This window comes from Bordetella ansorpii (assembly GCF_900078315.1).
GTDB lineage: Bacteria > Pseudomonadota > Gammaproteobacteria > Burkholderiales > Burkholderiaceae_B > Bordetella > Bordetella ansorpii.
Genome location: NZ_FKBS01000013.1, coordinates 295,590 through 320,143, shown reverse-complemented (window position 1 = coordinate 320,143; position 24,554 = coordinate 295,590). Strand labels below are relative to the sequence as shown.

Sequence of the window (24,554 nt, the reverse complement as noted above, 5' to 3'; positions counted from 1 at the left end):
ATGACGATCACCGCAGCGGATACGGCCGTGCCGGACGCCGAGTTCGACGTGCTGGTCATCGGCGCGGGGGGCTGCGGCCTGGCCGCGGCCCTGGCGGCGCATGATGCCAACCCGGCCCTGTCGATCGCCGTGGTCGAGAAGGCCGATCGCCTGCAGGGCAACACCATGCTGTCCAGCGGGTCGATTCCCGCGGCCGGCACGCGCATGCAGCGCCAGGCCGGCCTGGACGACAGCGCCGGCAACTTCATCGAAGACCTGCGCCGCATCGCGGGCACGCACGAGATGCCCGGCCTGACGGAACGCCTGGCGGACGTCTCGGCGGAATTGGTCGAATGGCTGGTGGACCGCGCCCACGCGACGCTGACGCTGGTCGAGACCTACAAGCATATCGGCCATCGCCAGTACCGCCTGCACTCGCCGCCCTCGCGGCGCGGCGCGGATCTGATGGACGACCTGGCGCGCACCCTGGACGAGCGCGGCATCCCGCTGGCATTCGGCAATCCTGCCGTCGAGCTGCTGGCCGGACCGGACGGTTCGGTACTGGGCGCGGTCACGCAGACGCCGGACGGCACGCGCACCGTCATCGCGGCCCGCGCGGTGATCCTGTCCACCAACGGCTTCGGCGCCAACCGGCAACTGATCTCGCGGTTCTGCCCAGAATTGTCGGCCGCTCCGTACGGCGGGGCTACCGGCAGCGAAGGCGAAGCGGTGATCTGGGGCGAGGCCCTGGGCGCGGCGCTGTCCAACATGGGCGCCTACCAGGCGCATGCCAGCCTGGCGGATCCGCATGGTTCGCTGGTCACGTGGACCGTGGTCGAGAAAGGCGGCATCGTCGTGGACGGCCAGGGCCGGCGCTTCGGCGACGAAAGCATGGGGTACTCGGCCTTCGCCGCGCTGGAACTGGACCGCGCCGGTCCGTTCTACGTGGTGGCCGACGCCCGCGTGCGCGACGCCACGGCGGCGGGCCAGGAAGAATACGCGGAACTGGTGCGGCACAACGGCGTGCTGCACGCAGAGGATGCCGCGTCGCTGGCCGCCAGGCTGGGCCTGCCGGCCGATGCGCTGGCGGCCACGCTGCGGGACGCCGCCTCGGCGGCGCGCGGCGACCAGGCCGACGCCTTCGGCCGTACGCACTGGGGCCTGGGCGCCTTGCAGGCGCCCTACACGGCCACCCGCATCGGCCCGGCGCTGTTCCACACGCAGGGCGGGTTGCGCGTCGACGACGACGGCCGCGTGCTGCGCGCGGACGGCTCGGCCATCCCCGGGCTGTATGCGGGCGGCGGCGCCGCGGCCGGCATCAGCGGCAACCAGGGCAGCAAAGGGTATATGTCGGGCAATGGCCTGCTGGCGGCATTGGGGCTGGGCTATCTGGCCGGCCGGGCCGCCGCGTGGGACATGCGGGCCTGACACATCCAGGCCCGCGCCCCGCGGGCCTGAAGCAGCAAGGACTGGGCAAGTACGGCGAAGGTGCTCCAGTCTGGTGTCCCCTGGACACCATGCCGTTCGGAGCAGGCAGGCATGCCGGCGCCGGACACCGGCCGCAACACCCGGGCCATCGGCGCTTCATAGAAAGCGGCGGTGGTCCGGGGGCCATTTTCAACAAGCGGCCAGCGCGATGGCAGAAACACCAGGCCGGTAGCCGGGATGGCCAGGAAGCCCTTTCAGGCCAGTTGCGCCCGCGCCGGATTCTCGATCAGGTTTTCGAACAGGTGATTGGCCGCGCGCTCGATGTGCGAGCGCATCAGCGACTCGGCCAGCGAGGCGTCGCGCGCCTTGATGGCGCGCAGGATCTGCCAGTGCTCGGCATAGGCGTCGTCCTTGCGTTCGAGCACGGTGCCGGAATGGCGGCGGTAGACGCGCAGCAGGTGATAGAGATCGCCGCACAGCGTATTGATGATGCGCTGGTTGCGGCTGGCGCGCACGATGCGTTCGTGGAAGTCGAAGATGCGCGGATGCGGACTGGGAGAGGCGCCGGGCAGACGCGCCTGGCGGTCCTGCTCTAGCTCGGACAGCAGCACCGAGATCTCTTCGTCGCTCATGTAGCGCGCGGCCAGGCTACAGGCCACGCCTTCCAGCGCCATGCGCATCTGGAACAGTTCCAGCGCCGATTCGGCCGACAGGGACACGACGCGGGCTTTCAGATAGGGCTCGCGCGTGATCAGCTGAATGCCCTGCAGGCGCCGCACGGCCTCGCGCACCGGGCCGCGGCTGACGCCGAACTCTTGCGCCAGCGCGACCTCATTGATCACGCTGCCGGGCAGCAGCCTGCCCTGATAAATGGCTTCGAGCAGGTGATCGAACACCTGGTTGGCCAAAGGGCCTTCGGAATCTTCTTTGCGGGTCGCCACGCGCCCTCCATTACAGCTTGGGATAGCGGCTAGGCTACCAATGCGGGCAAAAAAGTGTCAACTCTTTTTGGCGTAAATCGCGGGAATTTCGCGGGTTTTAGGGGAAAATTCAAGCCACTTCCGAAAAGTGTCAACGATCGTCGGGCGCAGCCAAAGGTTCGTCCGGCAACGCGGGCAACTCCCCCTCCGAATCGCCGAGCAGCCGGGCCGCCTGCGCCTCGGACATTTCCTCCACGTCACGCAGATTGCGCAGCATGGCGCGCGTGCGCACCTCGGTCTGTCCGATCTTGCTGCTGGCGCTGTCCAGCGTCTTGCGCACGCTGGCCAGCGAGGCGCCGAACTTGCCGAACTCGGTCTTCACCGCGCGCAGCACCTGCCACACTTCGGACGAACGCTGCTCGATGGCCAGCGTGCGAAAGCCCATCTGCAGGCTGTTCAGCATGGCCGCCAGGTTGCCCGGCCCCGCCACGCTGATGCGCAGCGCCTGCAGGCGGTCATGCAGGCCCGGCAGGCGCAGCACTTCGGCATACAGGCCCTCGGTGGGCAGGAACATGATGGCGAAGTCGGTGGTGTGCGGGGGCGCCACGTACTTCGACGCAATCAGCCTGGCCTGCGTCTCGACGGCGCGGCCCAGGGCCTGCGCGGCGGCCCGCGCGCCCTCGGGATCGGCGGCCTCCTGCGCCTCGATCAGGCGTTCGTACTCTTCCTTGGGGAACTTGGCGTCGATGGGCAGCCAGACCGGCGTGCTGTCCGGCGCGCGTCCCGGCAGGCGGATGGCGAACTCGACGATGGCCTCGCTGTCCGGCACGGGCTTGATGTTGCGGCCATACTGCTCGGGCGTCATCGCATCCTCGATCAGGCGGGCCAACTGCACTTCGCCCCAGGTGCCGCGCGACTTCACGTTGGTCAGCACGCGCTTCAAGTCGCCCACGCCCGCGGCCAGCGTCTGCATTTCGCCCAGGCCCTTGTGCACGGCTTCCAGGCGTTCGGACACCAGGCGGAACGAATCGCCCAGGCGCTGTTCCAGCGTCGCATGCAGCTGTTCGTCCACCGTGCGCCGCATGGCCTCCAGGCGCTGGCCGTTGTCGGCCTGCAGCGCCTGCAGGCGTTGGTCCACCGTCAGCCGCACCTCGCCCATGCGGCGGTCGTTCAGCTCGACCAGGCCTTGCAGGCGCTCGCCGAACTGGCTGGCGAAACGCGCCAGCGATTCGCCATGCTCGGTGCGCGACGCGCTGGCATCGCGCGCCAGCGCGCCGCGCAGGTCTTCATGGCGCTGGGCCAGTTCGTCGCGCAGCGCGCGCACCGAGTCCGACAGTTCATCGCGCAGGCCGCGCTGGCTGTCGGCCAGGTCGGCGCGCATCGTGCGCTCCAGGCGCGCCAGCAGTTCGGCCATCTCGTCGGCAACGCCCTCGCCCCCGCGCGGCTGGCGCAGCAGCACGGCCAGGCTGACCAGCAGGGCCGCGACCGCCGCGCCCGCGGCCGTCCACAGCAGAATCATCGAATCCAAGCGCATCTCCGCAAAACGCAGATTCTATAGGTGACGGGACGCTCCAGCCGACCACCGGGCGCGCGCGGTTATCACGTGCGCATTGCTCTGGCAGCATACGAAGCTGGCGTAAATGTTTTGCAACACTCAAGCTTAAATTGATATGTCACGAAATATTTTAAGTAATGTGTCAGTCAACCCTCGCCGAAATAATCGCTGCTCTTTCCCATAGCCCCACCGAGGAGCCGCGATGTCTTTCCCCGCATCGACTTTCGACCCCCGCACTATCCGCCCGCGCGCCGTGTACGCCGCGCTGGCCGTTGCCCTGGCCTGCACGCTGGCCGCGTGCGGCGGCCACGACGATGATGACGACGACGACACCTCGACGCCGCCCGTGGTGGAACAAAAGCCCGCCACCGCCGAACTGGCGCTGCTGTCGACCACCGACCTGCACTACAACGCGCGCAGCTACGACTACTTCAAGCTCGCCGAGGACAAGACCTACGGCTTCGAGCGCACCGCGACGCTGATCCGCGACGCGCGCAAGGAATTCGCCAACACGCTGCTGGTCGACAACGGCGACACCATCCAGGGCACCGCGCTGGCCGACTACGAAGCCCAGGTCGCGCCGATCCCGTGCTCGCAGCAGTTGACGATGTACAAGGCCATGTCCGAACTGAACTTCGATGCGGGCACGGTGGGCAACCACGAATTCAACTACGGCCTGCCCTTCCTGAACCAGGTGCTGGGCGGCGGCATGGACGTCGACGGCGTGGACGGCAGCCTGAAGTGCGCCGGCCCCGGCTTCCCCGTCACCGTGGCCAACGTGACGAGCGTCAAGAGCGGCCAGCCGCTGCTCGAGCCCTACGTCATCCTCGACCGCGAGATCGACGCCACGCAGGAAGACGGCACCCGGGTCAAGCTGCCGATCAAGGTCGGCATCGTGGGCGTCACCACGCCCGGCATCATGAACTGGGACAAGCGCTACCTGGACGGCAAGGTCGAGGTGCAGGACGGCGTCGCATCGGCCGAGAAGTACGTGGCCGAAGCGCGCGCCAACGGCGCCGACCTGGTGTTCGTGCTGCTGCATGGCGGCATGGACGCCACCCAGAGCCCGATGATGGAGAATCCGGGCCGCTTCGTTGCCCAGGTCGAAGGCATCGACGGCCTGATCATGGGCCACCAGCACAACACTTTCCCGGACCGCGGCGCCAGCCCGGCCTACCAGTCGGACGACGTGGTGGACAACACCGCCGGCACGGTCGCCGGCGTGCCCGCCGTCATGCCCAGCCTGTGGGGCAAGGCCATGGGCGTGATCGATTACTCGCTGAAGTGGGACGGCCGCGCCTGGCAGGTCGACCAGGCCCAGACCACGGTCGAGGTGCGCACCACCCAGTTCGAGGATGACGCCGGTACGACGCAGTACGTCGCTTCGGACAGCGCCGTGGTCGACGCGGTCGAAACCCAGCACGAAGCCGCCGTCACCTACGTGAAGGAACCCATCGGCCAGACCGACTTCCGCATGAGCACGCTGTTCGCCGACGTGGGCGATCCGGGCGCGATCCAGTTGGTCAACCAGGCGCAGCAGACCTACGTGAAGAGCTACATCGACGCCAACCTGCCGGAATACAGCGGCATCCCGGTGCTGTCGATCAGCGCGCCGTTCAAGGCCGGCTTCAGCAGCGCCACGGATTACACCGACGTGGCCGCCGGCGACCTGGCCATCTTCAACGCGGCCGACCTGTACCTGTACCCCAACACCGTGTACGCGGTGAAGGTGACGGGCGCGCAGTTGAAGCTGTGGCTGGAGAACGCGGCCAAGCGCTTCAACCGCATCGACCCGGCGGCCACGGCCGACCAGTGGCTGATCAAGGACACCAAGACCGGCAAGGTTCCCGCCGGCCAGTCGGCGTTCGCGGGCTACAACTTCGACATGTTCACCACGCCCGATCTGCAATACGAGATCGACGTGACCGCGGCGGAAAACAGCCGCATCAAGAACCTGACGTACATGGGCAATCCGGTCGACGGCATGGACTTCATCGTCGCCACCAACAATTACCGTGCGGAAAGCAGCGCGCAGTACATCCTGGGCCCTGGCAACGCGTTCGACATCGTCTATGCCTCGCCGGACGCGAACCGCGACGTGGTGATCAACTACATCAAGGAGAATCCGGCGGTGACCCGCGCCGCCAACGGTTCGTCGCGCAGTTGGCGCTTCACCCCGGTCACGACCGCGGGCCGCGTGCTGTTCAAGACGGGCCAGAACGCGCAATCCGTGGCCACGGCCGCCGGCATCACCAACGTCAGCCTGACCGCCGATGCGGATGACCTGGGCGAAGGCCGCGCGGTCTACCAGATCGACCTGAACCCGGTGCCGTAAGGCATCTTGCCGGCGCCCCCTCAAAGGGGCAACGCAACGGATCGCCCCGCCAGGCACGGCGTGCCTGGCGGGGCGATTGCCTTTGGAGGATCGATGCCGCGCGCGGGATTTCACGGATGCCGATGCGCCGCGCCCGATCGCTCCGGAACGGGTCATCGAGCGGCGCGGCTCGGCTGGGCGAAGCTGCGGAAGCGGGCCAGGGGTGCCGCTGCGCCCCATGAGGCGGCTAGACGATCACCGCCCCGCCGCGATCCACCCACACATAATCCTGGCCGGGAACCTGCCCTCGCCGCAGTGGATTGCGCGTGCAGAAGGCCGCATAGGCCGGGTCGACGTACCGGTAGAACAGATGCTCGTCGCGCCCCGCGGGAATGCCCAGCCTGGGCGCGCAGACGAGACGGTCGGGCGAGGCGCCGATGTCCTGGACGAACAAGCGCTCGGGATCGAAACGCTGGGCGTCCCATTCGGGCACCTTCAATCCCAGCGACCTGCACAGCAGCGTCTGGCCCGCGCATAATCTGGCGGGCGGCCGCAAGCCGCCTCGCGCATCGGGATTCAACTGCTGCATGCACGCCAGCGCGTCAGGTCCCGAGAATTCATCCACCCACGGATGGCCCGACTTGATCAGCACCGCATTGCCCGGCCCGGCCGCGCTGAAGTTCAGCGAGTCGCCGCCGCGCGCGTAGTACATGTAGATCGTGCCGCCATCCATGAACAGGGCGCGGCGCTTGTGGGTGTAGCCCAGCGAGGCGTGGCTGCCTTTTTCGGCCTGGTAATAGGCCTCGGTCTCGATGATGCGCGCCGCCAGCCACAGGCCGCCCAGGCGGCGGCGGATGATCTTGCCGATGAGCTCGCGCGCCAGCAGGCAGGCGTCGCGATCGAAGAAACTGTCGGGCAAGGCGGGAGGGCCGGCGGCGGCTGCGCCGGCAGGCCGCATTGCCCCCTGCCCCGCGCCCGCCGCCTTGTTGCCCGCCATGCCGCTCAGCCCCAGCCGGCCTCAGGCGAAACGCTCGCCGTAGCGCTTTTCGGAAAAGCCGGCCGTCACCTCGCCATCCGGCGTGACGGTGACGGGACGGCGCACCAGCGCGGGATACTCGGCGATCAGCGCCGACCATTGCTTATCGGTGGACGCGGCTTTCTGCTCGTCGGTCAGGCCTCGCCAGGTCATGGAAGCGCGGTTGACCAGCTTCTCCCAGCCGCCCACCTTGTCCGCCCATTCCTTCAGCGTGGCGGCCGGCACGGGGTTGTCACGGTAGTCGACGAAAGTGTGCGCGACGCCCTTGGCGTCGAGCCAGTCGCGCGCCTTGACGCAGGTGCTGCACTTGGCCAGGCCGTACAGGGTGGGTTGGGTCATTTGCGGGCCTCCTTGCGCCACTGCATGCGGTTGGCCACGATCACGCAGGTGCCGACGGCCAGGATGAACAGCGTGGCCAGGGCATTGACCTCGGGCTTCAGGCCCAGGCGCACGCGAGAGAAGACTTCCATGGGCAGCGTGGTGGAACCCGGCCCGGACAGGAACGATGCGATGACCACGTCGTCCAGCGACAGCGTGAACGCCAGCAGCCAACCCGACACCACGGCCGGCGCGATCAGCGGCAGCGTGATGCTGAAGAACACGCGGGCCGGCGTGGCGCCCAGGTCGAGCGCGGCCTCTTCCAGCGAGCGGTCCAGGTCGCGCACGCGCGACTGGATGACCACCGACACGAAGGCCATGCACAGCGTGACGTGCCCGATCCAGATGGTGAACATGCCGTTCTCGGCCGGAAAGCCCAGCGCGCCGCGCAGTTCGACGAACATCAACAGCAACGAAATGCCCAGCACCACCTCCGGGATGACCAGCGGCGCGCTGAGCATGCCGACGTACAGCGTCAGGCCGCGAAAGCGCCGCATGCGCGCCAGCACGTAGCCCGCCCAGGTGCCCAGGACGGCGGCCGCCGTGGCGGTCATCACGGCGATCTTCAGCGACAGCCAGGCCGCCGACAGCAGCGCGTCGTCCTGGAACAACTGGCCGTACCAGCGGAACGAAAAGCCGCTCCAGGTGGTGACCATGGCCGAGTCGTTGAACGAGAACACCATCAGGCTCAGGATGGGCACGTACAGGAAGGCATAGCCCAGCCCCAACGCGATACCGCGCGCGGTCTTGTTCGGCCCCTTCATCCGCGCCCCCTGGCGGGCGCCTGATTATGCATCTGGTTGTACTGGAACAGGGCCAGCGGCACCAGCAGCAGCAGCACCATCACGCAAGTGACGGCGCTGGCCATGGGCCAGTCGGCGTTGTTGAAGAACTCGTTCCACATGACGCGGCCCATCATCAGCGTGTTGGCGCCGCCCAGCATCTCGGGGATGACGTACTCGCCCACGCACGGAATGAACACCAGCATGGCGCCCGCGATGACGCCGGGCATGGACAGCGGCACCGTGATGCGGCAGAACGCCTGCCACGGGCGCGCGCCGAGGTCGTAGGCGGCTTCCAGCAGGCGCAGGTCCATCTTCACCAGGTTGGCGTACAGCGGCAGGATGAAGAACGGCAGGTAGGCATAGACCATGCCGATGTACACGGCGATATCGGTGCGGTAGATTTCAAGCGGCGAGGCGATCAGCCCCAGCCCCATCAGCGCCTTGTTCAACAGGCCGTCGTTGCGCAGGATGCCCACCCAGGCATACACGCGCAGCAGCAGCGAGGTCCAGAACGGCAGGATCACGCCCAGCAGCAGCAGGTTGCGCACCGCCGGCGACGAACGCGCGATGTAGTACGCCATCGGATAGCCGATGAGGATGCAGCATACGGTGGTGATGGCCGCCATCTTCACCGAGTTCAGGTAGGTCGCCAGGTACAGGCTGTCGGTGAACAGCAGGATGTAGCCGCGCAGGTTCAGGCTGAGCTGCAGCGCCTCGTCCTCGAACCTGGCCAGCGGCGTGTAGGGTGGAATGCCGAACTCCAGTTCGGCAAAGCTGATCTTGAGCACCAGCAGGAACGGCACCAGCAGGAACAGCACCAGCCAGGCGTAAGGCGGGATGATCGCCAGCGCGCGCCCAGAGGGCGTCCAGCGGCGCAACGGCAACCGGATCATGACGCCAGCACCGTGGGGCTGTCGGCATCCCAGCTGACGAAGACCTCTTCGTCCACGCCGGGGGCATCGATGCGGGCCAGCACCATGCCGGGCACGCTGGTCTCGATGGATTTGCCCGAGTCCAGGCGGATCTGGTAGAGCGCGTAGCCGCCCATCCAGGCCACGTGGCTGACCACGCCGCGCGCCCAGTTGTAGTCGCTTTGCGGCTGCTCGCGCCAGATGCGCAGGCGCTCGGGACGCAGCGAGACGTGCACCTCCATGCCCAGGGGCTCGCTGACGCCGTGGTTGACGTACAGCGGGCGGGCCAGGTCTGCGCACTCGATGGCCACATGGTCGGCCTCGTCCACCACGATGGTGCCGGTGAACAGGTTGGTGCTGCCGATGAATCCCGCCACGAAGCGCGAGTTCGGAAAGTTGTAGACATCCTGCGGCGTGCCGCTCTGCACGATCTGGCCTTCGGTCATGACGGCCAGGCGGTGCGCCATGGTCATGGCCTCTTCCTGGTCGTGGGTGACCATGATGCAGGTCACGCCCACTTTCTCCAGGATCTTCACCAGTTCGATCTGCGTCTTCTGGCGGATCTGCTTGTCCAGCGCGGACATGGGCTCGTCCAGCAGCAGCAGCTTCGGGCCCTTGACCAGGCTGCGCGCCAGCGCCACGCGCTGCTGCTGGCCGCCCGACAGCTGGTGCGGCTTGCGCCGCGAATAGCCGGCCATCTGCACCAGGTCGAGCGCCTCGAACACGCGCTCGTGGATCTCGTTGGCGGCCACGCCCTCCTGCTTCAGCCCGAAGGCCACGTTGGCCTCGACCGTCATGTGCGGGAACAGCGCGTACGACTGGAACATCATGTTGACCGGCCGGCGGTGCGGCGGCACGGCCGTGATGTCCTGGTCGTCCAGCAGGATGCGGCCCGAGGTGGGCTCTTCGAACCCCGCCAGCATGCGCAGCAGCGTGGACTTGCCGCAACCCGAGCTGCCCAGCAACGCGAAGATCTCGTTGCGGCGGACCGTCAGGCTGGTGGATTGCACGGCGACCGTGTCGCCGAAGATCTTGACGACGTCGATCACCTGGACGAACGCGTCCGCGTCGCCGCCCGCGGGCGCCGAGTACCGGCTTTCATTCATGGCGCTTATCGTCCGGACTTCAGTTCGTTCCACATGCGCGTCTGCAGGCGCTGCACGGGCAAGGGCTGGGCCTTGATCACGAACAGCGTCTTGGAGACATCGGCCGGCGGATAGATCATGGGGTTGTCGGCCACTTCCTTGGTCACGTACTTGCGCGCCTCTTTGTTGGCGTTCGGGTAGTACATGTGATTGGTGATGGCCGCGTGCACCTGCGGCGTCTCGATGTAGTTGATGAACGCATGCGCGGATTCGACGTGCGGGGCGTCCTTGGGGATGGCCATCACGTCGAACCAGGCGGGCGCGCCGCCCTTGGGCAGGAAGTAGTTGATGTCGTCGGTGCGCTTGGCTTCCTGCGCGCGGCGGCGCGCGATCATCACGTCGCCCGAGAAGCCGTAGACCATGCACAGGTCGCCCGAGGCCAGCTCGTCGATGTAGCCCGACGAGCTGAACTGGCGGATGTACGGCCGGATCTTCTTCAGCACTTCCAGCGCGGCCTTGTAGTCGTCGGGATTCGAGCTGTTGGGATCCTTGCCCAGATAGTGCAGCACGGCCGGGAAGACCTGCGCGGCCTCGTCCAGCATCGAGATGCCGCAGCTTTGCAACTTGGCGGCGTTCTCGGGCTTGAACAGCATGTCCCAGTTGCCCAGGTCGGCGTCGGCGCCCAGCGCGGCGCGGACCTTGGTGATGTTGTAGCCCAGGCCGTTGGTGCCGTAGCCCCACGGGATGACGTACTGGTTGCCCGGATCGACGGTGGCCACCAGGGCCATCAGGTCGGGATCCAGGTACTTCCAGTTGGGGATTTTGGACTTGTCCAGCTTCTGGAACACGCCCGCCTCGATCTGGCGCGAGGCATAGTGCGTGGACGGCACCACCACGTCGTAGCCGGACTTGCCGGTCAGCAGCTTGGCCTGCAGCGTATCGTTGGTGTCATACACGTCGTAGCGGACGCGAATGCCGGTTTCCTTCTCGAAGCCGGGGATGGTGTCCGGCGCGGTGTATTCGGCCCAGTTGTACACATTGACGACCTTGCCGTCCTGAGCGACGGCCGTCGTTGCGACGACTGTTGCCCCGATACCCGCCACCGCCAGCGCCGTTCCCAGCGCCAGCCGCGCGCCCACCATGAATGTCATCGCGTACCCCTTGCCAAAACGCGTGATGGAAAAAAACCAAAGGCAAAATGATAAAGCCTTTTCATAGGGGGATGCAGACGGTTTAACCCCTAAATCGCGCAGTTGAACGTCGAATCAGGCACCCCGGCCCGTCGCGATCCGCCTGCCTCGCCCTTCGCGCCGTCAGGCCGTGGCGGACCAGGCCCGCGCGTACGCCGCCTGCAGACCCTGCCAGCAGGCCTCGCCCTGCTCGCCCGCGACCTTGCGCAACGAGCGGCGCAGCCGCAGCAGGTTGCCGGCCCGGGCGCGGCTGCTCAGGCCGCCGGCCTTGCCACGGTCGAAATCGATCAGCCAGGCATGCCCCTGGGCATCCAGCAGAATGTTGAAGGCGTTCAGGTCGGCATGCCAGACCCCGGCGCGGTGCATGCGCGCGATGGCGCCGGCCACCTCGTCGGGCGAGGCGTCCAGCGCGAGGGCCAGCGGACGCACGTCGGGAATGCGCTCGACCAGGATGGCGGCGCGGTAGCTCCAGCCGCGCCGCCAGTAGCCGGCCGCCAGCGGCATCGGCACCCGCAGGCCCTGCGCATGCAGCGCCGCCAGCAGGCGGTATTCGCGGAAGCTGCGCGTGCCGTCCTCGCTACGCCAGGCATAGGATTCGCGGCTGATGCGCGCGACCAGGCCGCCACGGCGGTAGCCGCGCAGCACGCCCTGCCAGCCTTGCCCCGCCACCATCCAGGCAGCCTGCCGGCCGCCGGCCGCGACCGGGCTGGCCAGGTCGCCGTAGGACTCGGGGTCGAACCAGCGTGCGGGCGGCGTATCGCCCAGCCGCGCCGCGTTCCAGAGCATGGCGCCGTCGGCGGGCGCCGGCCACGCCTGGTGACGGGTAGCGTCCAGGATGGCGTCAGCCGGCACGGTTGCGCATCCAGTCGGCCGTGCCGTAGAACGCGTGCAGGATCCGGTCCAGCAGCGCGGGCGGCACGTTCTGGTCCTGCATGGCGCGGCCCATGCAGGCCACCCACTGGTCGCGCTCGATCTCGCCGATGGAGAACGGCAGGTGGCGCGCGCGCAGGCGCGGATGGCCGAAGCGCTCGATGTAGTGGTTGGGCCCCCCGAAGTAGCCGCACAGGAACCAGAACAGCTTCTGGCGCGCCTCGTCCAGGCTGGGACCGTGGGCCGCGCGCAATTCGCGGAAATCGGGTTCCAGGTCCATCAGGTCGTAGAAGCGCTCGACCAGCGCGTGCAGGCCGGGCTCGCCGCCCAGCAGTTCAAACAGGGTCTTGCTGGTGTCCAGCGGTTCGAAAATCGGGTCGACCCGGGTGGTGGCGGTCATCAGGCTTCTCTCAGGGTAACCAGGGGCGGCGTGCGCAGCACCCCGCGCAGGGCCAGCGCGCCGCCGGCCCAGGCGCCGGCCATGCCGGCCGCGGGACCGGCGATCCAGGGCCACAGGCTGTACGTCATGGCGAAGTTGAACACATAAGCCGCCAGGCCCCATGCCACGGCCGTCGCGCCCGCCGCGGCCAGCAGGCCGGCCAGGCCGCCCACGGCCAGCAGTTCGATGCGCTGCGCGCGCGCCAACTGGCCCCGCGTGGCGCCCAGGGCGCGCAGCACGGCGGCCTCGCGCATGCGTTCGTCGCGCGTGGCCGTCAGCGCGGCGGCCAACACCAGCACGCCGGCCAGCAGCGTGAACAGGAACAGCATCTGCACGGCGCTGGCCACCTGGTCCAGTACCGACTGCAACTGCTGCAGCATGGCGCCCACGTCGAACACCGTCAGGTTGGGGAACTGCCGCACCAGATCGCGCAGCACCGGCGCCTTGTCGGGCGGCAGATAGAACGAGGTGATCCAGCTTTGCGGCATGTCCGCCAGCGCGGACGGCGACAGGATGGCGAAGAAGTTGACCTGCATCGAATCCCAGTCGACCCGGCGCAGGCTGGTCACGGACACGTCCACCGTCTGCCCGGCCACGTCGAAGCTCAGTTTGTCGCCCAGCTTCACGCCCAGCGTGGTCGCCAGGCCGGACTCCATCGAGACCTCGTTCCTGCTGTCGGGCGGCATCCAGCGGCCCTGCTCGATGCGGTTGGAACTGGGCAGGGTCTCGCCATAGGACAGGTTGAATTCGCGGTCGACCAGGCGCTTGGCGCGCGGTTCCTCGTAGTCCGCCGGTCCGACCTGCCGGTCGTTGATGGCGATCAGGCGGCCGCGGATCATGGGCCACAGCTGGGTTTTCTCCAGGCCGCCGGCGGCCAGCTGCCGGGCCACGGCCTCGCGCTGGTCGGGCTGCACGTTGATCAGGAAGCGGTTGGGCGCGTCGTCGGGCAAGGTGCCGCGCCAGCCGGCGATGAGGTCGGTGCGGGTCAGCGTCAGCAGCAGCAGGGCCATGATGCCGATGGCCAGCGCGCACACCTGGGTGATGGTGGCCGTGCGCCGGCGCACCACGCCGGCCAGCGCGAAACGCAGCGCCGGCATGCCGTTGGCCGCGCGGCGCACGCGCCCCAGCGCCTGCACGCAGCCCCAGGCCACCAGCGCGAACACCAGGAAGGCGCCCAGGAAGCCGCCCGACACCACGGCGCCCAACTGCAGGTTGCCCGCGAACCACCAGATCAGCAGCGCCAGGCCCACCGCCCCCAGCGCGTAGCCCACGGCGCTGCGCGGGCGCAGGCCCTCGGCATCGCGACGCAGGACGCGGGCCGGCGGCACGTGGCGCAACTGCGCCAGCGACGGCAGCGCGAAACCCAGTAGCATCAGCACGCCCGTCAACAGGCCCTGCAAGGCCGGGATGACGGAGGGATGCGGCAGCTCGGTCTCGATCAGGCCGGCCAGCGCCGACACCATCAGCTCATGCACGCCAAAGCCGATCAACCCGCCCACGGCGGAGGCCAGCAGCCCGATCATGGCGAACTCGGCCACCAGCATGCGCGCGATCTCGCCCTGCTGCGCACCCAGGCAGCGCATCACCGCGATACCGTCGCGATGGCGCAGCATGAAGCGGCCCGCGGCCAGCGCCACGGCCACCGCCGAGATCATCACCGCCAGCATGGCCACCAGCGACAGGAAGCGCTGCGCGCGGTCCATCGTGCGGCGCACCTCGGGCCGGCCCGATTCCACCGTCGCCACCTTCTGGCCACGCTGCAGGTTCTGGTTCAGCCACGAGGTATAGCCCGCCACCTCGGGCGGCTGGCCGGCCACCAGCATGATGTAGTCCAGCCGGCTGCCCAGCGTGACCAGGCCGGTGGACTGCAGGTCGGACAGCCGCATCATGGCGCGCGGCGCCACGTTGACGAACTGCATGCCGCGGTCGGGTTCGTAGGTCAGCACCTTGGCCACGCGGAAACGCGCGTCGCCCAGGCCGATCGTGTCGCCCACCTTGATGCCCAGCGCCGACAGCAACTGGGGATCGACCCAGACGCTGCCCGGTTCGGGCACGTCGCGCGTGGCGGCATCCTGGCCGAAGGCCTCGTCGGCCACGCGCAGCGAGCCGCGCAGGGGATAGCCCGGCTCGACGGCCTTCAGCGACACCAGTTGCGCGCCGCCCCCGCCGCTGGCCATGGACGGAAACTGCACCGAGGAGGCCACCGTTAGGCCGTCCTGCCTGGCCCGGTCGAGGAACTGGGCGGGAATGGGTTCGTCGGCCTCCAGCACCAGGTCGGCGCCCAGCATCTGGCTGGCGTCGCGCTCCAGCGCGCGGGACACGCGGTCGGCCAGGAAGCCCACGCTGGTGATGGCCGCCACGGCCACCACCAGCGCCAGCACCAGCAGGCGCAACTCGCCGGCGCGTGCGTCGCGCATCATCATGCGCAATCCCAGGCGCAAGGAGGAAAAGAAACCGGCCTGGCGGGAGGGGCGGGCAGCAGTCGCGTGCATCATCGGCCAATCGTAACCAATCGAAGGCCGGCGGGGGGACATCCCCCACCCTGCCCGGGTTCCGCACTGTACCTGACCGTGATTGCACCGGGAGGTTCAACCGGCCGTCAGGGATTGCATTCAGTCGACCCGGATATTGACCGAACTGACCACCTTGGCCCAGCGAGCCAGTTCGCCATCGATGAAGGCAGCCAGCTCCTCTGGCGTGCTACCGGTGGGCACCGCGCCCTCTCTCTCGAACATTTGCCGCAACGCGGGCGAACGCATTGCCGTGGCGACGGCCTGATTAAGGGTTTGCACCACCTCCGCGGGCGTGCCCTTGGGAGCCAGCAGGGCGTTCCAGGTGTTGATCTCGTAACCTTCGAAACCCTCGATCTCGCCCAATGCAGGCACATCCGGCAACTGCGCGGAGCGCTCCTTGGTCGTAACCGCGAGCGCCCGCAGATTGTTGGCCTTGACCTGCGACATTGCGCCCGGCAACGTGGCGAAGCTGAGCTGCGCCTCACCGGTCATCACGGCGGTGTTGGCGAGCGCCCCGCCGCGATAGGGCACATGAACCAGGTCGAGATGGGCTTGCTGCGCGAACATCGCCCCCGCCAGATGTACCGGCGACCCGTTACCGCTGGACGAGTAGTTCAGCGCGCCAGGCTGGGAGCGGGCCAAGGCAACCAGCTCTTGCACCGACCTGACCTCAATCTTCGGACTGGCCACCAGCACCAGCGGGATCGACGCCACCATGCCCACCGGCGTGAAGCCACCGACGGGATCGTAGCCCAGCGACTTCTTGTACAACGCCGGATTGATGCCGTGGCTGGAAACCGTGGCCATCAGCAACGTGTAGCCATCCGGATTGGCCTGCTGAACCGCCGCCGCGGCGATGTTGCCTGCCGCGCCGGCCTTGTTCTCCACGATGATCGTTTGCTTGAGCGCACGGCCCAGGGCTTCGCCCAGCGCTCGAGCCAGGATATCGGTCGTGCCGCCGGGCGCGTAACCGACGACCAGGCGAATGGGCTGCTGAGGATAGGCCGCGTGAGCGCCTGTGGCCGAAAAGGCCAGCGCCGCGGCAGCGGTAACGGCTGCCAGAATGCGTTTCATCGTTTGTCTCCATGATTTTTGCTATGTACTGCGGTAAGGAATCCGCGATGCGCGGGCGCACGCAGCCCCCGCCGGACAAGCCATGCCGGCAGAGACATCGGTGCAAGGAAACCGCTGCGCGCGCGGAAGGTCAGGTGCCGGTGAACACCGGCGCCCGTTTCTCTGCGAAGGCGCGTTTGCCTTCGCGATAGTCGTCGCTGTCGAAACATGCAAGCACCAGGCGGCTCATGGCCTGCATGTCGACGTCAGGACCGAGCTTCTGGATTTCACGGATCATCTTCTTGCCGGCGCTCAGCGTGAGCGGCGCATTGGCGCAGATCTGCGTGACGTACTCGTCCAGGGCCTGATCCAGTTCGGCCGCCGGCACCACTTTGTGGACAAGGCCGCGTTCGTGCGCCTGATCGGCCCGGTAGCGCGCGGCCGTCAGGAATATCTCGAGCGCTCCGGCTGCGCCAGCGGCGTTGACCAGATTTCGAATCGCGGTCATGCGGTAGCCCAGGCCCAGCTTGCCGGCGGGAATGGAGAAGCTGCTGTCGTCGCTGGCCACGCGCAGATCGCAGCACAGGGCGATATTCAAGCCCCCGCCTATGCAATAACCCTTGATGCGCGCCAAGGTTGGCTTGGCATGTTCATACAGTGCCAGTTGCGCGGCCTCCGCCACTTTCTCGTAGGCCTGCACGTCCTCCTGCGCCGAGCGCAGCGTCTCGAACTGCGAAATATTAGCGCCACTGACGAACGACCGGTCCCCCGCCCCCGTCAGGACCACCACTCGGATGGCGGGATCGGCATCGAACTCGGCCAGTGCCAGGGGAATGGCCTCCCACATGGCATACGACACCGCATTGTGGCGCCCCGGATCGTTGAAGGTGATCCATCCCGCCGAGCCGCGTTTCTCGACGACGAGGTTTTCAGTGATGCGGTCTTGCAGTATGCGTTGGGCAGTCATGGGGGTGTCCTGGGAGCCCGCTAACGGACGGGCGGAGGTTGATCTTTCAGCAATGCCTGACGGCGCTGCATGCCATTGCTCAGGTGTTCGCGCATTGCCGCCCGTGCCGCGTCGCTGTCTCGCGCGGCGATGGCGTCGAATATGCAGTGGTGCTCCTGCTCGATCTGCGCGATGCGGTCGGTGCCAGTGCTGCTGTAGCGCAGTGTGCGTACAGCGTCCCCGACCGCGCGCCCGAACAGCGACAGCAGCCGCAGGAAATACGGATTGTTGGCGGCCGTACAGACTGCCATGTGAAAATCCAGAGCCCGATCGGCCCCCTGGCGCCAGTTCTCGCCAACGGCATCGACACGCTGCAACGCCTCGCGCAACTGCACCAGTTGCGCTTCGGTTCGATGCTGCGCCGCCAGCGCCGCCGCGCCGGCCTCGATCTCGACACGCAGTTGATACACGTGCTCGAGCGCATCCGCACGCAGCAGATCAGCCGGCAATATCTCGAATGCACGTTGGCCTGCCTCAGCCGCGACAAAGCTGCCGACGCCACGCCGGGTCTCGACGTAACCCGACAATTTCAGTCGCGCAATCGCCTCGCGTACGACATTGCGGCTGACGCCGAAGCGCTGGGCCAATTCCTGCTCGGTAGGCAGACGCTGGCCTGGCTCGAACGCCTGACTGACGATCTTTTGCCGGATCTGCAAGGCAATCTCGTCGGGTAGATTGTCCGGCCGCGCAAGACTGTCGAACAGGGAATCGGACACGATTTCAGGGCTGGCCATGGGGTATCTACGTAGTGGCGGAACGGGCCACGATGGTGTCACACCCCGCCTGTAGCGCGCAAACGCTGGCGGGCTGCCTCATCCAGCCCCAGCCAGCCCAGAATCTCGTCGGTATGCCCCCCCGTTTCAGGAGCAGGCGAAACCGGAGGCGGCTGCACGCCATCGAAAATCACCGCAGGCGCCATGATGTCGATGCTGCCGCGCTCGGGATGCGAGACTGGCCGTGTCATGCCCAGATGCCGGACCTGTTCATTGTCGAAAACGGCATCCATCGAAAGAATTGGGCCACATGGCACGCCGGCGTTGTTCAGCCGCTCGATCCAGTCGGCGCTGCCGCGGGTGAGCGTGCGGGCAACGATTTCCCGGTTGAGTTCGGCGCGATGCTCCACGCGCAACCCGGCCGAGCCGAAGCGTGCGTCCTCTTTCAGCGCCGGCATCTCAAGCACATCGCACAGGCGGGCAAACATGCTGGAGCCCATCGCCGCGATATTGATGTACCCGTCGGCCGTCGGGTACACGCCGGTCGGCGAACTGGTGGGGTGGTCATTGCCCGACTGCGCGGGCACTTCGCGATCGATCAACCAGCGCGTGGCCTGGAAATCCATCATCCAGACCTGAGCCTGCAATAGCGAGGTCTGTACCCATCGCCCTTGTCCCGAGCGCTCGCGCTCCAGCAGCGCCGTCAGGATGCCGATGGCAGCGAACAGGCCCGCGCTGAGGTCCGCGACGGGAATCCCCGCGCGCATCGGCTGCCGGTCGGCATCGCCCGTCACCGACATCAGCCCTCCCAATCCCTGCGCGATCTGATCCAGGCCCGGTCGGTCGGCATAAGGCCCATCCTGGCCGAAACCCGAAATGCTGGCGTAAACCAGGCGAGGGTTGATTTTTGCCAGCGAGGCGTAATCGATGCCCAACTTGGTTTTGACGGAAGGCCGATAGTTCTCGACCAGCACATCGGCTCGCTTGACCAGCTCCATGAATACGGCCAATCCGTCCGGTTGCTTCAGATTGAGCGTAAGGCTGCGTTTGTTGCGATGTGTATTCTGGTAATCGCTGAATTTCGCGGCGCCGCCGGGCTTGTCGTCCTTGGCCTGAGCAGGCTCCTCGATCTTGATGACATCGGCGCCCCAATCCGCGAACTGCCGTACGGCTGCCGGGCCGGAACGGACACGGGTCAGGTCCAGGACGATGAATCGGTCCAATGGGGCGTAGATCATGATTGGGTTTGTCTCTTATATGTAGGATGTTGGACATCCTACTTTTAGGATCGTCTCGCGGCCACCCCGTGAAAACCCTGCCTGCTCATGACAGCGTGACGAATGCCGCTATCATGCCCAGGCGGTGGAAAGCCGCCAAAGAACGACAAGTTCCAGAAGACAACGGAGAAGACAACATGCGCAAGTCCTGGCTCGCCGCCACCTTGCTGGCGTCCGGCATGCTCGCTGCCGCCCTGCCCGCAGCCGCCCAGACCACCCTGAAAATGGCCTACGCCCTGTCCACCTCGTCGCATTACGGCGCCGGGGCGGATGCCTTCGCCAAATCGATCGAAGCCTCGGGCGGCGGAAAATTCAAGGTCCAGCAGTTCGCCAACAGCGCGCTGGGCGGTGAACGCGAAGTCATCGAGGGCCTGCAGATCGGCACCATCGACCTGGCCATCGTCTCCACGGGTGCCACCCTGAACTTCGTGCCCGAAACGGGCGTGTTCGACATCCCCTTCCTGCTGCGCGACCTGGATCATGCCCGCAAGGTGCTCGACAGCCAGATCGGCCAGGACATGCTGGCCAAGTTCCCGTCGCGCGGCATCGTGGCGCTGGCCTGGGGCGAACAGGGATTCCGCCACCTGACCAACAACGTGCGGGCCGTGCGCACCCCTGCCGACGCCAAGGGCCTGAAAATCCGCACCACCGAGAACCCGATCCACATCGCGGCCTTCCGCCAGATCGGCATTTTGCCCACGCCCATGGCCTGGCCCGAGGTGGCCACGGCGCTGCAGCAAGGCACCATCGACGGCCAGGAGAACCCGCTGTCGGTCATCACGTCGGCCAAGCTGTCGCAGATGCAGAAGTATCTGTCACTGACCGGCCACGTCTACGGCCCGGCGTTGATCCTGATGTCGGGCAGCGTCTACGACGGCCTGTCCGACGCCCAGAAGGCTGCATTCCGCCAAGCGGGCAAGGACTCCGCCCAGGCCATGCGCGGCTTCGTCGACAACATCGAAAAGACCGGCGTCGAACAGCTGAAGAAGGAAGGCATGCAGGTCGACCAGGTGGATCGCGCCGCGTTCGCCGCCGCGGTCGAGCCGGCCTACAAGGAGTACTACAAGAAGTTCGACAAGAAGCTCATCGACGCCATCCGCGACGTGAAGTAAGAGGCCGGCCCATCATGCACGCCTTGCGCACGGCCGAGACGGCCCTGTTCCGGCTGGTGTCCGCCGTGGCCCAGCTGCTGCTGGTGGCCTCGGCGGCGGCTGCCTTCTACCAGGTGATCGCGCGCTTCGTCCTGCAATCCCCCGCCGACTGGACCGAGGTGCTGACACGCGCCCTGCTGATCTGGACGGTGCTGCTGGGCGTGGCGCTGGCGTTCCGCCACGGCGCCATGATCAGCGTGGAGCTGTTGCGCAACAGCCTGCGCGGCCGTGCCCAGCGCCTGCTGCAGCACGCGCTGGCCGCCATCTGTGTCCTGTTCCTGGCCTTGCTGGCATGGATCGGCGGACAGATGACCTGGCGGGTGCGGTTCCAGACCGTACCCAGCCTGGACATCTCGATCTCCTGGATCTATCTGGCGATCCCGGTAGGCGCCACGCTGGCGGCGATCGCGGTGCTGGCGCGCGTGGCCGCCGGGCCGGATGAACCCGAACCCGTGCGCAACGACGCGCAAGGCTGACCTCAGCTTCCTCTTCACGCTTCCGGCGCGGCCGGACGACATTCAGGTGGTTCCATGTCGCAGTTGATGATTCTCTCGATGCTGATCTTTTTCGGCCTGTCGGTGCCGGTGGCCGTGGCCATCGGGCTGGCCAGCCTGGGCGGCATCTCGGTGGCCGGTCTGCCATGGCTGGTGATGGCGCAACAGCTGTACGCCGCGCTGGACAAGTATCCGCTGGTGGCCATTCCGTTCTTCATCCTGGCCGGCAACCTGATGGAAACCGGCGGCATTTCCGAACGCATGGTCGACTTCGCCAAGAGCCTGGTGGGCGGCGTGCAGGGCGGACTGGCCTGCACCTGCGTGCTGACCTGCATGATCTTCGCGGCGGTGGCCGGCTCCAGCGTGGCCACCACGTTCGCGGTCGGTGCGATCCTGATCCCCGCCATGATCCGCCATGGTTATCCCGCGCCCTTCGCCGCGTCCCTGCAGGCCAGCGCGGCGGAGCTCGGCGTCATCATTCCGCCCTCCATTCCGATGATCCTGTTCGCGGTGTCCACAGACACTTCCACCGGCGAACTGTTCATCGCCGGCGTCATGCCCGGCGTATTGATCGGGCTGTCGCTGATGCTGTACGTGTGGCTGTACGCGCGCCGCCACGGCCTGGGCAAGCACGATGGCGAAGGCCGCCTGTCACTGTGGCCGTCCTTGCGCCGCGCGTGGCTGGCGCTGCTGATGCCGGCGATCATCCTGGGCGGCATCTATGGCGGCGTCTTCACGCCGACCGAAGCCTCGGTGGTGGCGGTGGTCTATGCCGTGCTGGTGGGCCGCTTCGTCTACGGCAGGCTGGCGCTGCGCGACCTGTCGGGCGCGCTGAACCGCACGGTGGTATCCACCGCGGTCATCATGTTCGTGATCGCCAATGCGGGCGTGTTCAGTTTCCTGCTCAACCGCGCCGGGATTCCGGATGCGCTGGGCCAAGGGCTGGCGAAACTGTTCGATGACAAGCTCACCTTCCTGGTGGGAGTCAACGCGGCGCTGTTCATCATCGGCATGTTCATCGAGACCTCGGCGTCCGTGGTGGTGCTGGCCCCGCTGCTGCTGCCGGTGGCGGTGCAGTTCGGCATCGATCCCGTGCACTTCGGCATCATCATGGTGGTGAACCTGGCGCTGGGCATGATCACGCCGCCGTTCGGGGTGAATCTGTTCGCCGCCTGCGCCGTGGCGAAGCTGCCGCTGGAGCGGCTGATACGGCCGCTGCTGCCTTTCGTGGGCGTGGTGATCGCGTGCCTGATGGTGATCACGTACTGGCCGGGGCTGTCGCTGGGATTGCGCGACCTGGTGTACGCGAGGTAGAGAACACGCCGGGGCTGCAATGAGGAAGGGGGCACACGGTGCCCCCTTCCTCGTTACCTGGCGCTTGCCGCGCCTGGCTTACTGCACGGCATCCAGACGAACCTGGACGCTGTCGCTGCCATAGACCGGCGTGGCCTTGAAGCCCGCCACCGACACGCTGTCGAACGTGCCATGGACCCGGGCCGCGGAGATCACCGTCAGCGTATCGCCCGCCTGCGGCGTATAGCCGTCACGGAAATCGACCGTCAACGCACCGGCCAGCGCCGCATCGGACGCCACCGACAACTGACCCGCGCCATCGGCATCCACATTGACCTGCAATGCGCCAGCGGCCGTCTGCGTGTAGGTCGACTTCACCTGCGCCGCTTCGTCCGCCGCCACTTCCAGCGTGCCGCCGCCCACGTAGACCGCGCCAGCGCCGAGTGCGCTGGCCGAATCCACGCGCAGCGTACCGCCCGCGACCTCGGTGCCGCCGGTGTACAGGTTCTGCCCGGCCAGCGCCAGCGTGCCCGATCCGTTCTTGGTCAGCTTGCCCGCGCCCGAGATGTCGTTGCGCCAGGTATCCAGGGCGTTGAAGCCCCCCTGATTCGCATCCATGGACACCACGACGTCGCCGTTGAAAGCGCCGTATCCGTCGGCCGCATCGAACAGGTTCAGGCGGCCGAAGCCTTCGTCATCGCTCATCACCGGGTAGCCCGACGGCAGCGCGGTCGTCTTGAGAACCACGCGACGCTGGTCCGCGGTCAGGTACGGAAGACGGGTTTCCAGCACGGTTTCCGCGCCCTTGGGCACGACGGCCGGCACGCCGGTGTCGCCGATCTGCACGAAATCGAACGTCAGGCGGCGGCGGTACTCGCGCTTGTTGGCGTCGTGATCCGCGAAACGGTCCTGCGCCAGCGGCTGCGAATGTGCGAACTGGTAGAAGGCCTCGGGCGTGGCGGCGCCCACGGCGGCCATCAGGGTCTGGCGCGCCTGCGTGTAGGCCGTCGTGCGCTCGTCCAGGCTGGCGGCATAGATGTTGCCCACGGCCGAGGCCTGGCCCAGGATGCGGCCGCCGATCACGTCCAGCGGCGAATGCATGCCCGCGACGATGCGGTTCTCGCCCAGCTCCACACCGCGCGCCACCATTTCCTGGAAGCGCTCGGGCACCAGATAGGCCATGGCGACGGCGTTGCGGACGGCCTCGGCAGTGTGGCCGCTGGGGAAGCCGCCATCGGTGGCCGGCGTGCTGCTCTTGGCCATTTCCAGCGTGGGCAGCATCTGGACCGCCGAAGTCCAGCGCCACGGACGGGCATACTTGTAGAAGCGCTTGGACGGCTCGGTCGAGGCGTTGTCGCCCATCTTCTGCACGAACGCGATGGCATCGCCGAACTCGGGGTTGGCCGAACCGGACACGCCCGTGTTGTTGCCGCCGTCGTCGTATTTCACGGTCGTGGCGTCGCTGGCGACGTCGGTGATCGTGGTGGTCTGCTGCGCGGCGGTGCGCCAGTAGCTGGTCAACGGACCCATGCCGTCGGTCACGCTGTAGTTCTTGCCACGGCGGTCGTCCAGATAGGCCGCCACCGCCTGCTCGGGCGTGCGCGCCAGGGTGGTGCGCACCGAGAACGCCAGGTTCTCGGCGTGCACCGAGCCGTTCTTCACGGTGCCGTCGGTGGCGTCGCCGGGGATGCCGCTCCAGTTCGACTGGGCCACGGCCGGAAAGCCGTCGACGGCGGCCGCGCTGACGCCGGCGTCGACCAGCAGCGTGCTGGGCGTCCATACGTCGAGGTAGCCCTTCAGCACGCGCACGCCGGCATTGGTGTCCACCGTGGCGTAGCGCGCATCGCCGCGCTGGTTGCTGTAGGCGAAATCGACGAAGGCGCTGGCCGTGGGCAGCGGCGCGACGTCGGTGGTGCCCAGGCCGGCGGGCGGTCCCGGCACGACGTAGGCGGATTCCTGGTTGCCCGAATCGGAGGTGTCGTCGTCATGGTCGCTGCCGCAGGCGGCCAGCGCGAGCAAGACGGCGAGAGTGGTGGCGCGCACGGCGCACGTGCCCAGACCGTTGGCCAGGGATCGCTGTTGAAGGCTCATGTTTTTCAGAAAAACGTGGGTTGACAGAGCCCGGGATGCTAGGAGGCCAATGTGTATGAAGCATTACAATTAA

Annotated in this window: 21 protein-coding genes; 5 read left to right on the top strand and 16 right to left on the bottom strand. The window is 67.3% G+C overall.

The genetic code is table 11. The annotated features are described in order from the left end of the window. Positions 1-1,407, top strand: coding sequence for an FAD-dependent oxidoreductase (locus tag A7W11_RS07585; protein WP_066410389.1), 1,407 nt, complete (start codon positions 1-3; stop codon positions 1,405-1,407). 254 nt (positions 1,408-1,661) lie between these two features. On the opposite strand, the gene A7W11_RS07580 is transcribed toward A7W11_RS07585, so the two are convergent. Both A7W11_RS07580 and A7W11_RS07575 read right to left on the bottom strand, forming a co-directional pair. Continuing rightward, positions 1,662-2,348: a GntR family transcriptional regulator gene (locus A7W11_RS07580; protein ID WP_066410388.1), complete on the bottom strand. Its 687-nt coding sequence runs from the start codon at positions 2,346-2,348 to the stop codon at positions 1,662-1,664. A gap of 130 nt (positions 2,349-2,478) precedes the next feature. Next, positions 2,479-3,846: a DNA recombination protein RmuC gene (locus A7W11_RS07575; protein WP_412778710.1), complete on the bottom strand. Its 1,368-nt coding sequence runs from the start codon at positions 3,844-3,846 to the stop codon at positions 2,479-2,481. Between the two features lie 238 nt (positions 3,847-4,084). Here A7W11_RS07575 and A7W11_RS07570 point away from each other — a divergent pair, with 238 nt between their 5' ends. Further along, complete coding sequence (locus A7W11_RS07570; protein ID WP_066410386.1) at positions 4,085-6,217, top strand: bifunctional 2',3'-cyclic-nucleotide 2'-phosphodiesterase/3'-nucleotidase; 2,133 nt, start codon at positions 4,085-4,087, stop codon at positions 6,215-6,217. A 226-nt stretch (positions 6,218-6,443) separates the two neighbouring features. Here A7W11_RS07570 and A7W11_RS07565 read toward each other — a convergent pair whose 3' ends face one another. From A7W11_RS07565 to A7W11_RS07505, 13 genes are all read right to left on the bottom strand, one after another. Then, positions 6,444-7,154: a DNA-3-methyladenine glycosylase gene (locus A7W11_RS07565; RefSeq protein WP_066410427.1), complete on the bottom strand. Its 711-nt coding sequence runs from the start codon at positions 7,152-7,154 to the stop codon at positions 6,444-6,446. A gap of 60 nt (positions 7,155-7,214) precedes the next feature. Continuing rightward, complete coding sequence (locus A7W11_RS07560) at positions 7,215-7,571, bottom strand: arsenate reductase (RefSeq protein WP_066410385.1); 357 nt, start codon at positions 7,569-7,571, stop codon at positions 7,215-7,217. After that, positions 7,568-8,374, bottom strand: coding sequence for an ABC transporter permease subunit (locus A7W11_RS07555; protein ID WP_066410384.1), 807 nt, complete (start codon positions 8,372-8,374; stop codon positions 7,568-7,570). The genes A7W11_RS07560 and A7W11_RS07555 overlap by 4 nt, the downstream gene beginning before the upstream one ends. Beyond that, complete coding sequence (locus tag A7W11_RS07550) at positions 8,371-9,288, bottom strand: ABC transporter permease subunit (RefSeq protein WP_066410383.1); 918 nt, start codon at positions 9,286-9,288, stop codon at positions 8,371-8,373. The genes A7W11_RS07555 and A7W11_RS07550 overlap by 4 nt, the downstream gene beginning before the upstream one ends. Beyond that, positions 9,285-10,412 (bottom strand): ABC transporter ATP-binding protein, encoded by a 1,128-nt coding sequence (locus A7W11_RS07545; protein WP_066410382.1) that lies wholly within the window; start codon positions 10,410-10,412, stop codon positions 9,285-9,287. Before A7W11_RS07545 ends, A7W11_RS07550 begins: the two co-directional genes overlap by 4 nt. A 5-nt stretch (positions 10,413-10,417) precedes the next feature. Then, positions 10,418-11,542 (bottom strand): polyamine ABC transporter substrate-binding protein, encoded by a 1,125-nt coding sequence (locus tag A7W11_RS07540; RefSeq protein ID WP_066410381.1) that lies wholly within the window; start codon positions 11,540-11,542, stop codon positions 10,418-10,420. A 162-nt stretch (positions 11,543-11,704) separates the two neighbouring features. Then, a complete protein-coding gene (locus A7W11_RS07535) occupies positions 11,705-12,433 on the bottom strand; it encodes a 3-deoxy-D-manno-octulosonic acid kinase (RefSeq protein ID WP_066410380.1) in 729 nt (242 codons plus the stop codon). Continuing rightward, on the bottom strand, positions 12,423-12,851 hold the full coding sequence (locus A7W11_RS07530; RefSeq protein ID WP_066410379.1) for a group II truncated hemoglobin: 429 nt from the start codon (positions 12,849-12,851) through the stop codon (positions 12,423-12,425). Before A7W11_RS07530 ends, A7W11_RS07535 begins: the two co-directional genes overlap by 11 nt. Further along, positions 12,851-15,385, bottom strand: coding sequence for an ABC transporter permease (locus A7W11_RS07525; RefSeq protein WP_082887141.1), 2,535 nt, complete (start codon positions 15,383-15,385; stop codon positions 12,851-12,853). The genes A7W11_RS07530 and A7W11_RS07525 overlap by 1 nt, the downstream gene beginning before the upstream one ends. 117 nt (positions 15,386-15,502) lie before the next feature. Next, entirely contained in the window at positions 15,503-16,477 is a 975-nt protein-coding gene (locus tag A7W11_RS07520; protein ID WP_066410378.1) for a Bug family tripartite tricarboxylate transporter substrate binding protein, read from the bottom strand. A gap of 130 nt (positions 16,478-16,607) precedes the next feature. Further along, positions 16,608-17,423: an enoyl-CoA hydratase gene (locus tag A7W11_RS07515; protein ID WP_066410377.1), complete on the bottom strand. Its 816-nt coding sequence runs from the start codon at positions 17,421-17,423 to the stop codon at positions 16,608-16,610. Positions 17,424-17,443: 20 nt separating this feature from the next. Continuing rightward, a complete protein-coding gene (locus A7W11_RS07510; RefSeq protein ID WP_066410376.1) occupies positions 17,444-18,196 on the bottom strand; it encodes a FadR/GntR family transcriptional regulator in 753 nt (250 codons plus the stop codon). 38 nt (positions 18,197-18,234) lie between these two features. Further along, a complete protein-coding gene (locus A7W11_RS07505; protein ID WP_066410375.1) occupies positions 18,235-19,413 on the bottom strand; it encodes a CaiB/BaiF CoA transferase family protein in 1,179 nt (392 codons plus the stop codon). A 176-nt stretch (positions 19,414-19,589) separates the two neighbouring features. Here A7W11_RS07505 and A7W11_RS07500 point away from each other — a divergent pair, with 176 nt between their 5' ends. From A7W11_RS07500 to A7W11_RS07490, 3 genes are read left to right on the top strand one after another with little or no spacing between them, the layout of a single operon-like run. Then, positions 19,590-20,564, top strand: a complete 975-nt coding sequence (locus tag A7W11_RS07500; RefSeq protein WP_066410374.1) for a TRAP transporter substrate-binding protein — start codon at positions 19,590-19,592, stop codon at positions 20,562-20,564. Positions 20,565-20,578: 14 nt separating this feature from the next. Then, a complete protein-coding gene (locus tag A7W11_RS07495) occupies positions 20,579-21,079 on the top strand; it encodes a TRAP transporter small permease (protein WP_066410373.1) in 501 nt (166 codons plus the stop codon). Between the two features lie 54 nt (positions 21,080-21,133). Next, positions 21,134-22,411 (top strand): TRAP transporter large permease, encoded by a 1,278-nt coding sequence (locus A7W11_RS07490; protein WP_066410372.1) that lies wholly within the window; start codon positions 21,134-21,136, stop codon positions 22,409-22,411. A 78-nt stretch (positions 22,412-22,489) separates the two neighbouring features. Here the strand turns inward: A7W11_RS07490 and A7W11_RS07485 are convergent, their stop codons facing one another. After that, a complete protein-coding gene (locus A7W11_RS07485) occupies positions 22,490-24,481 on the bottom strand; it encodes a phosphatase PAP2 family protein (protein ID WP_082887140.1) in 1,992 nt (663 codons plus the stop codon). Between the last annotated feature and the right edge of the window lie 73 nt (positions 24,482-24,554).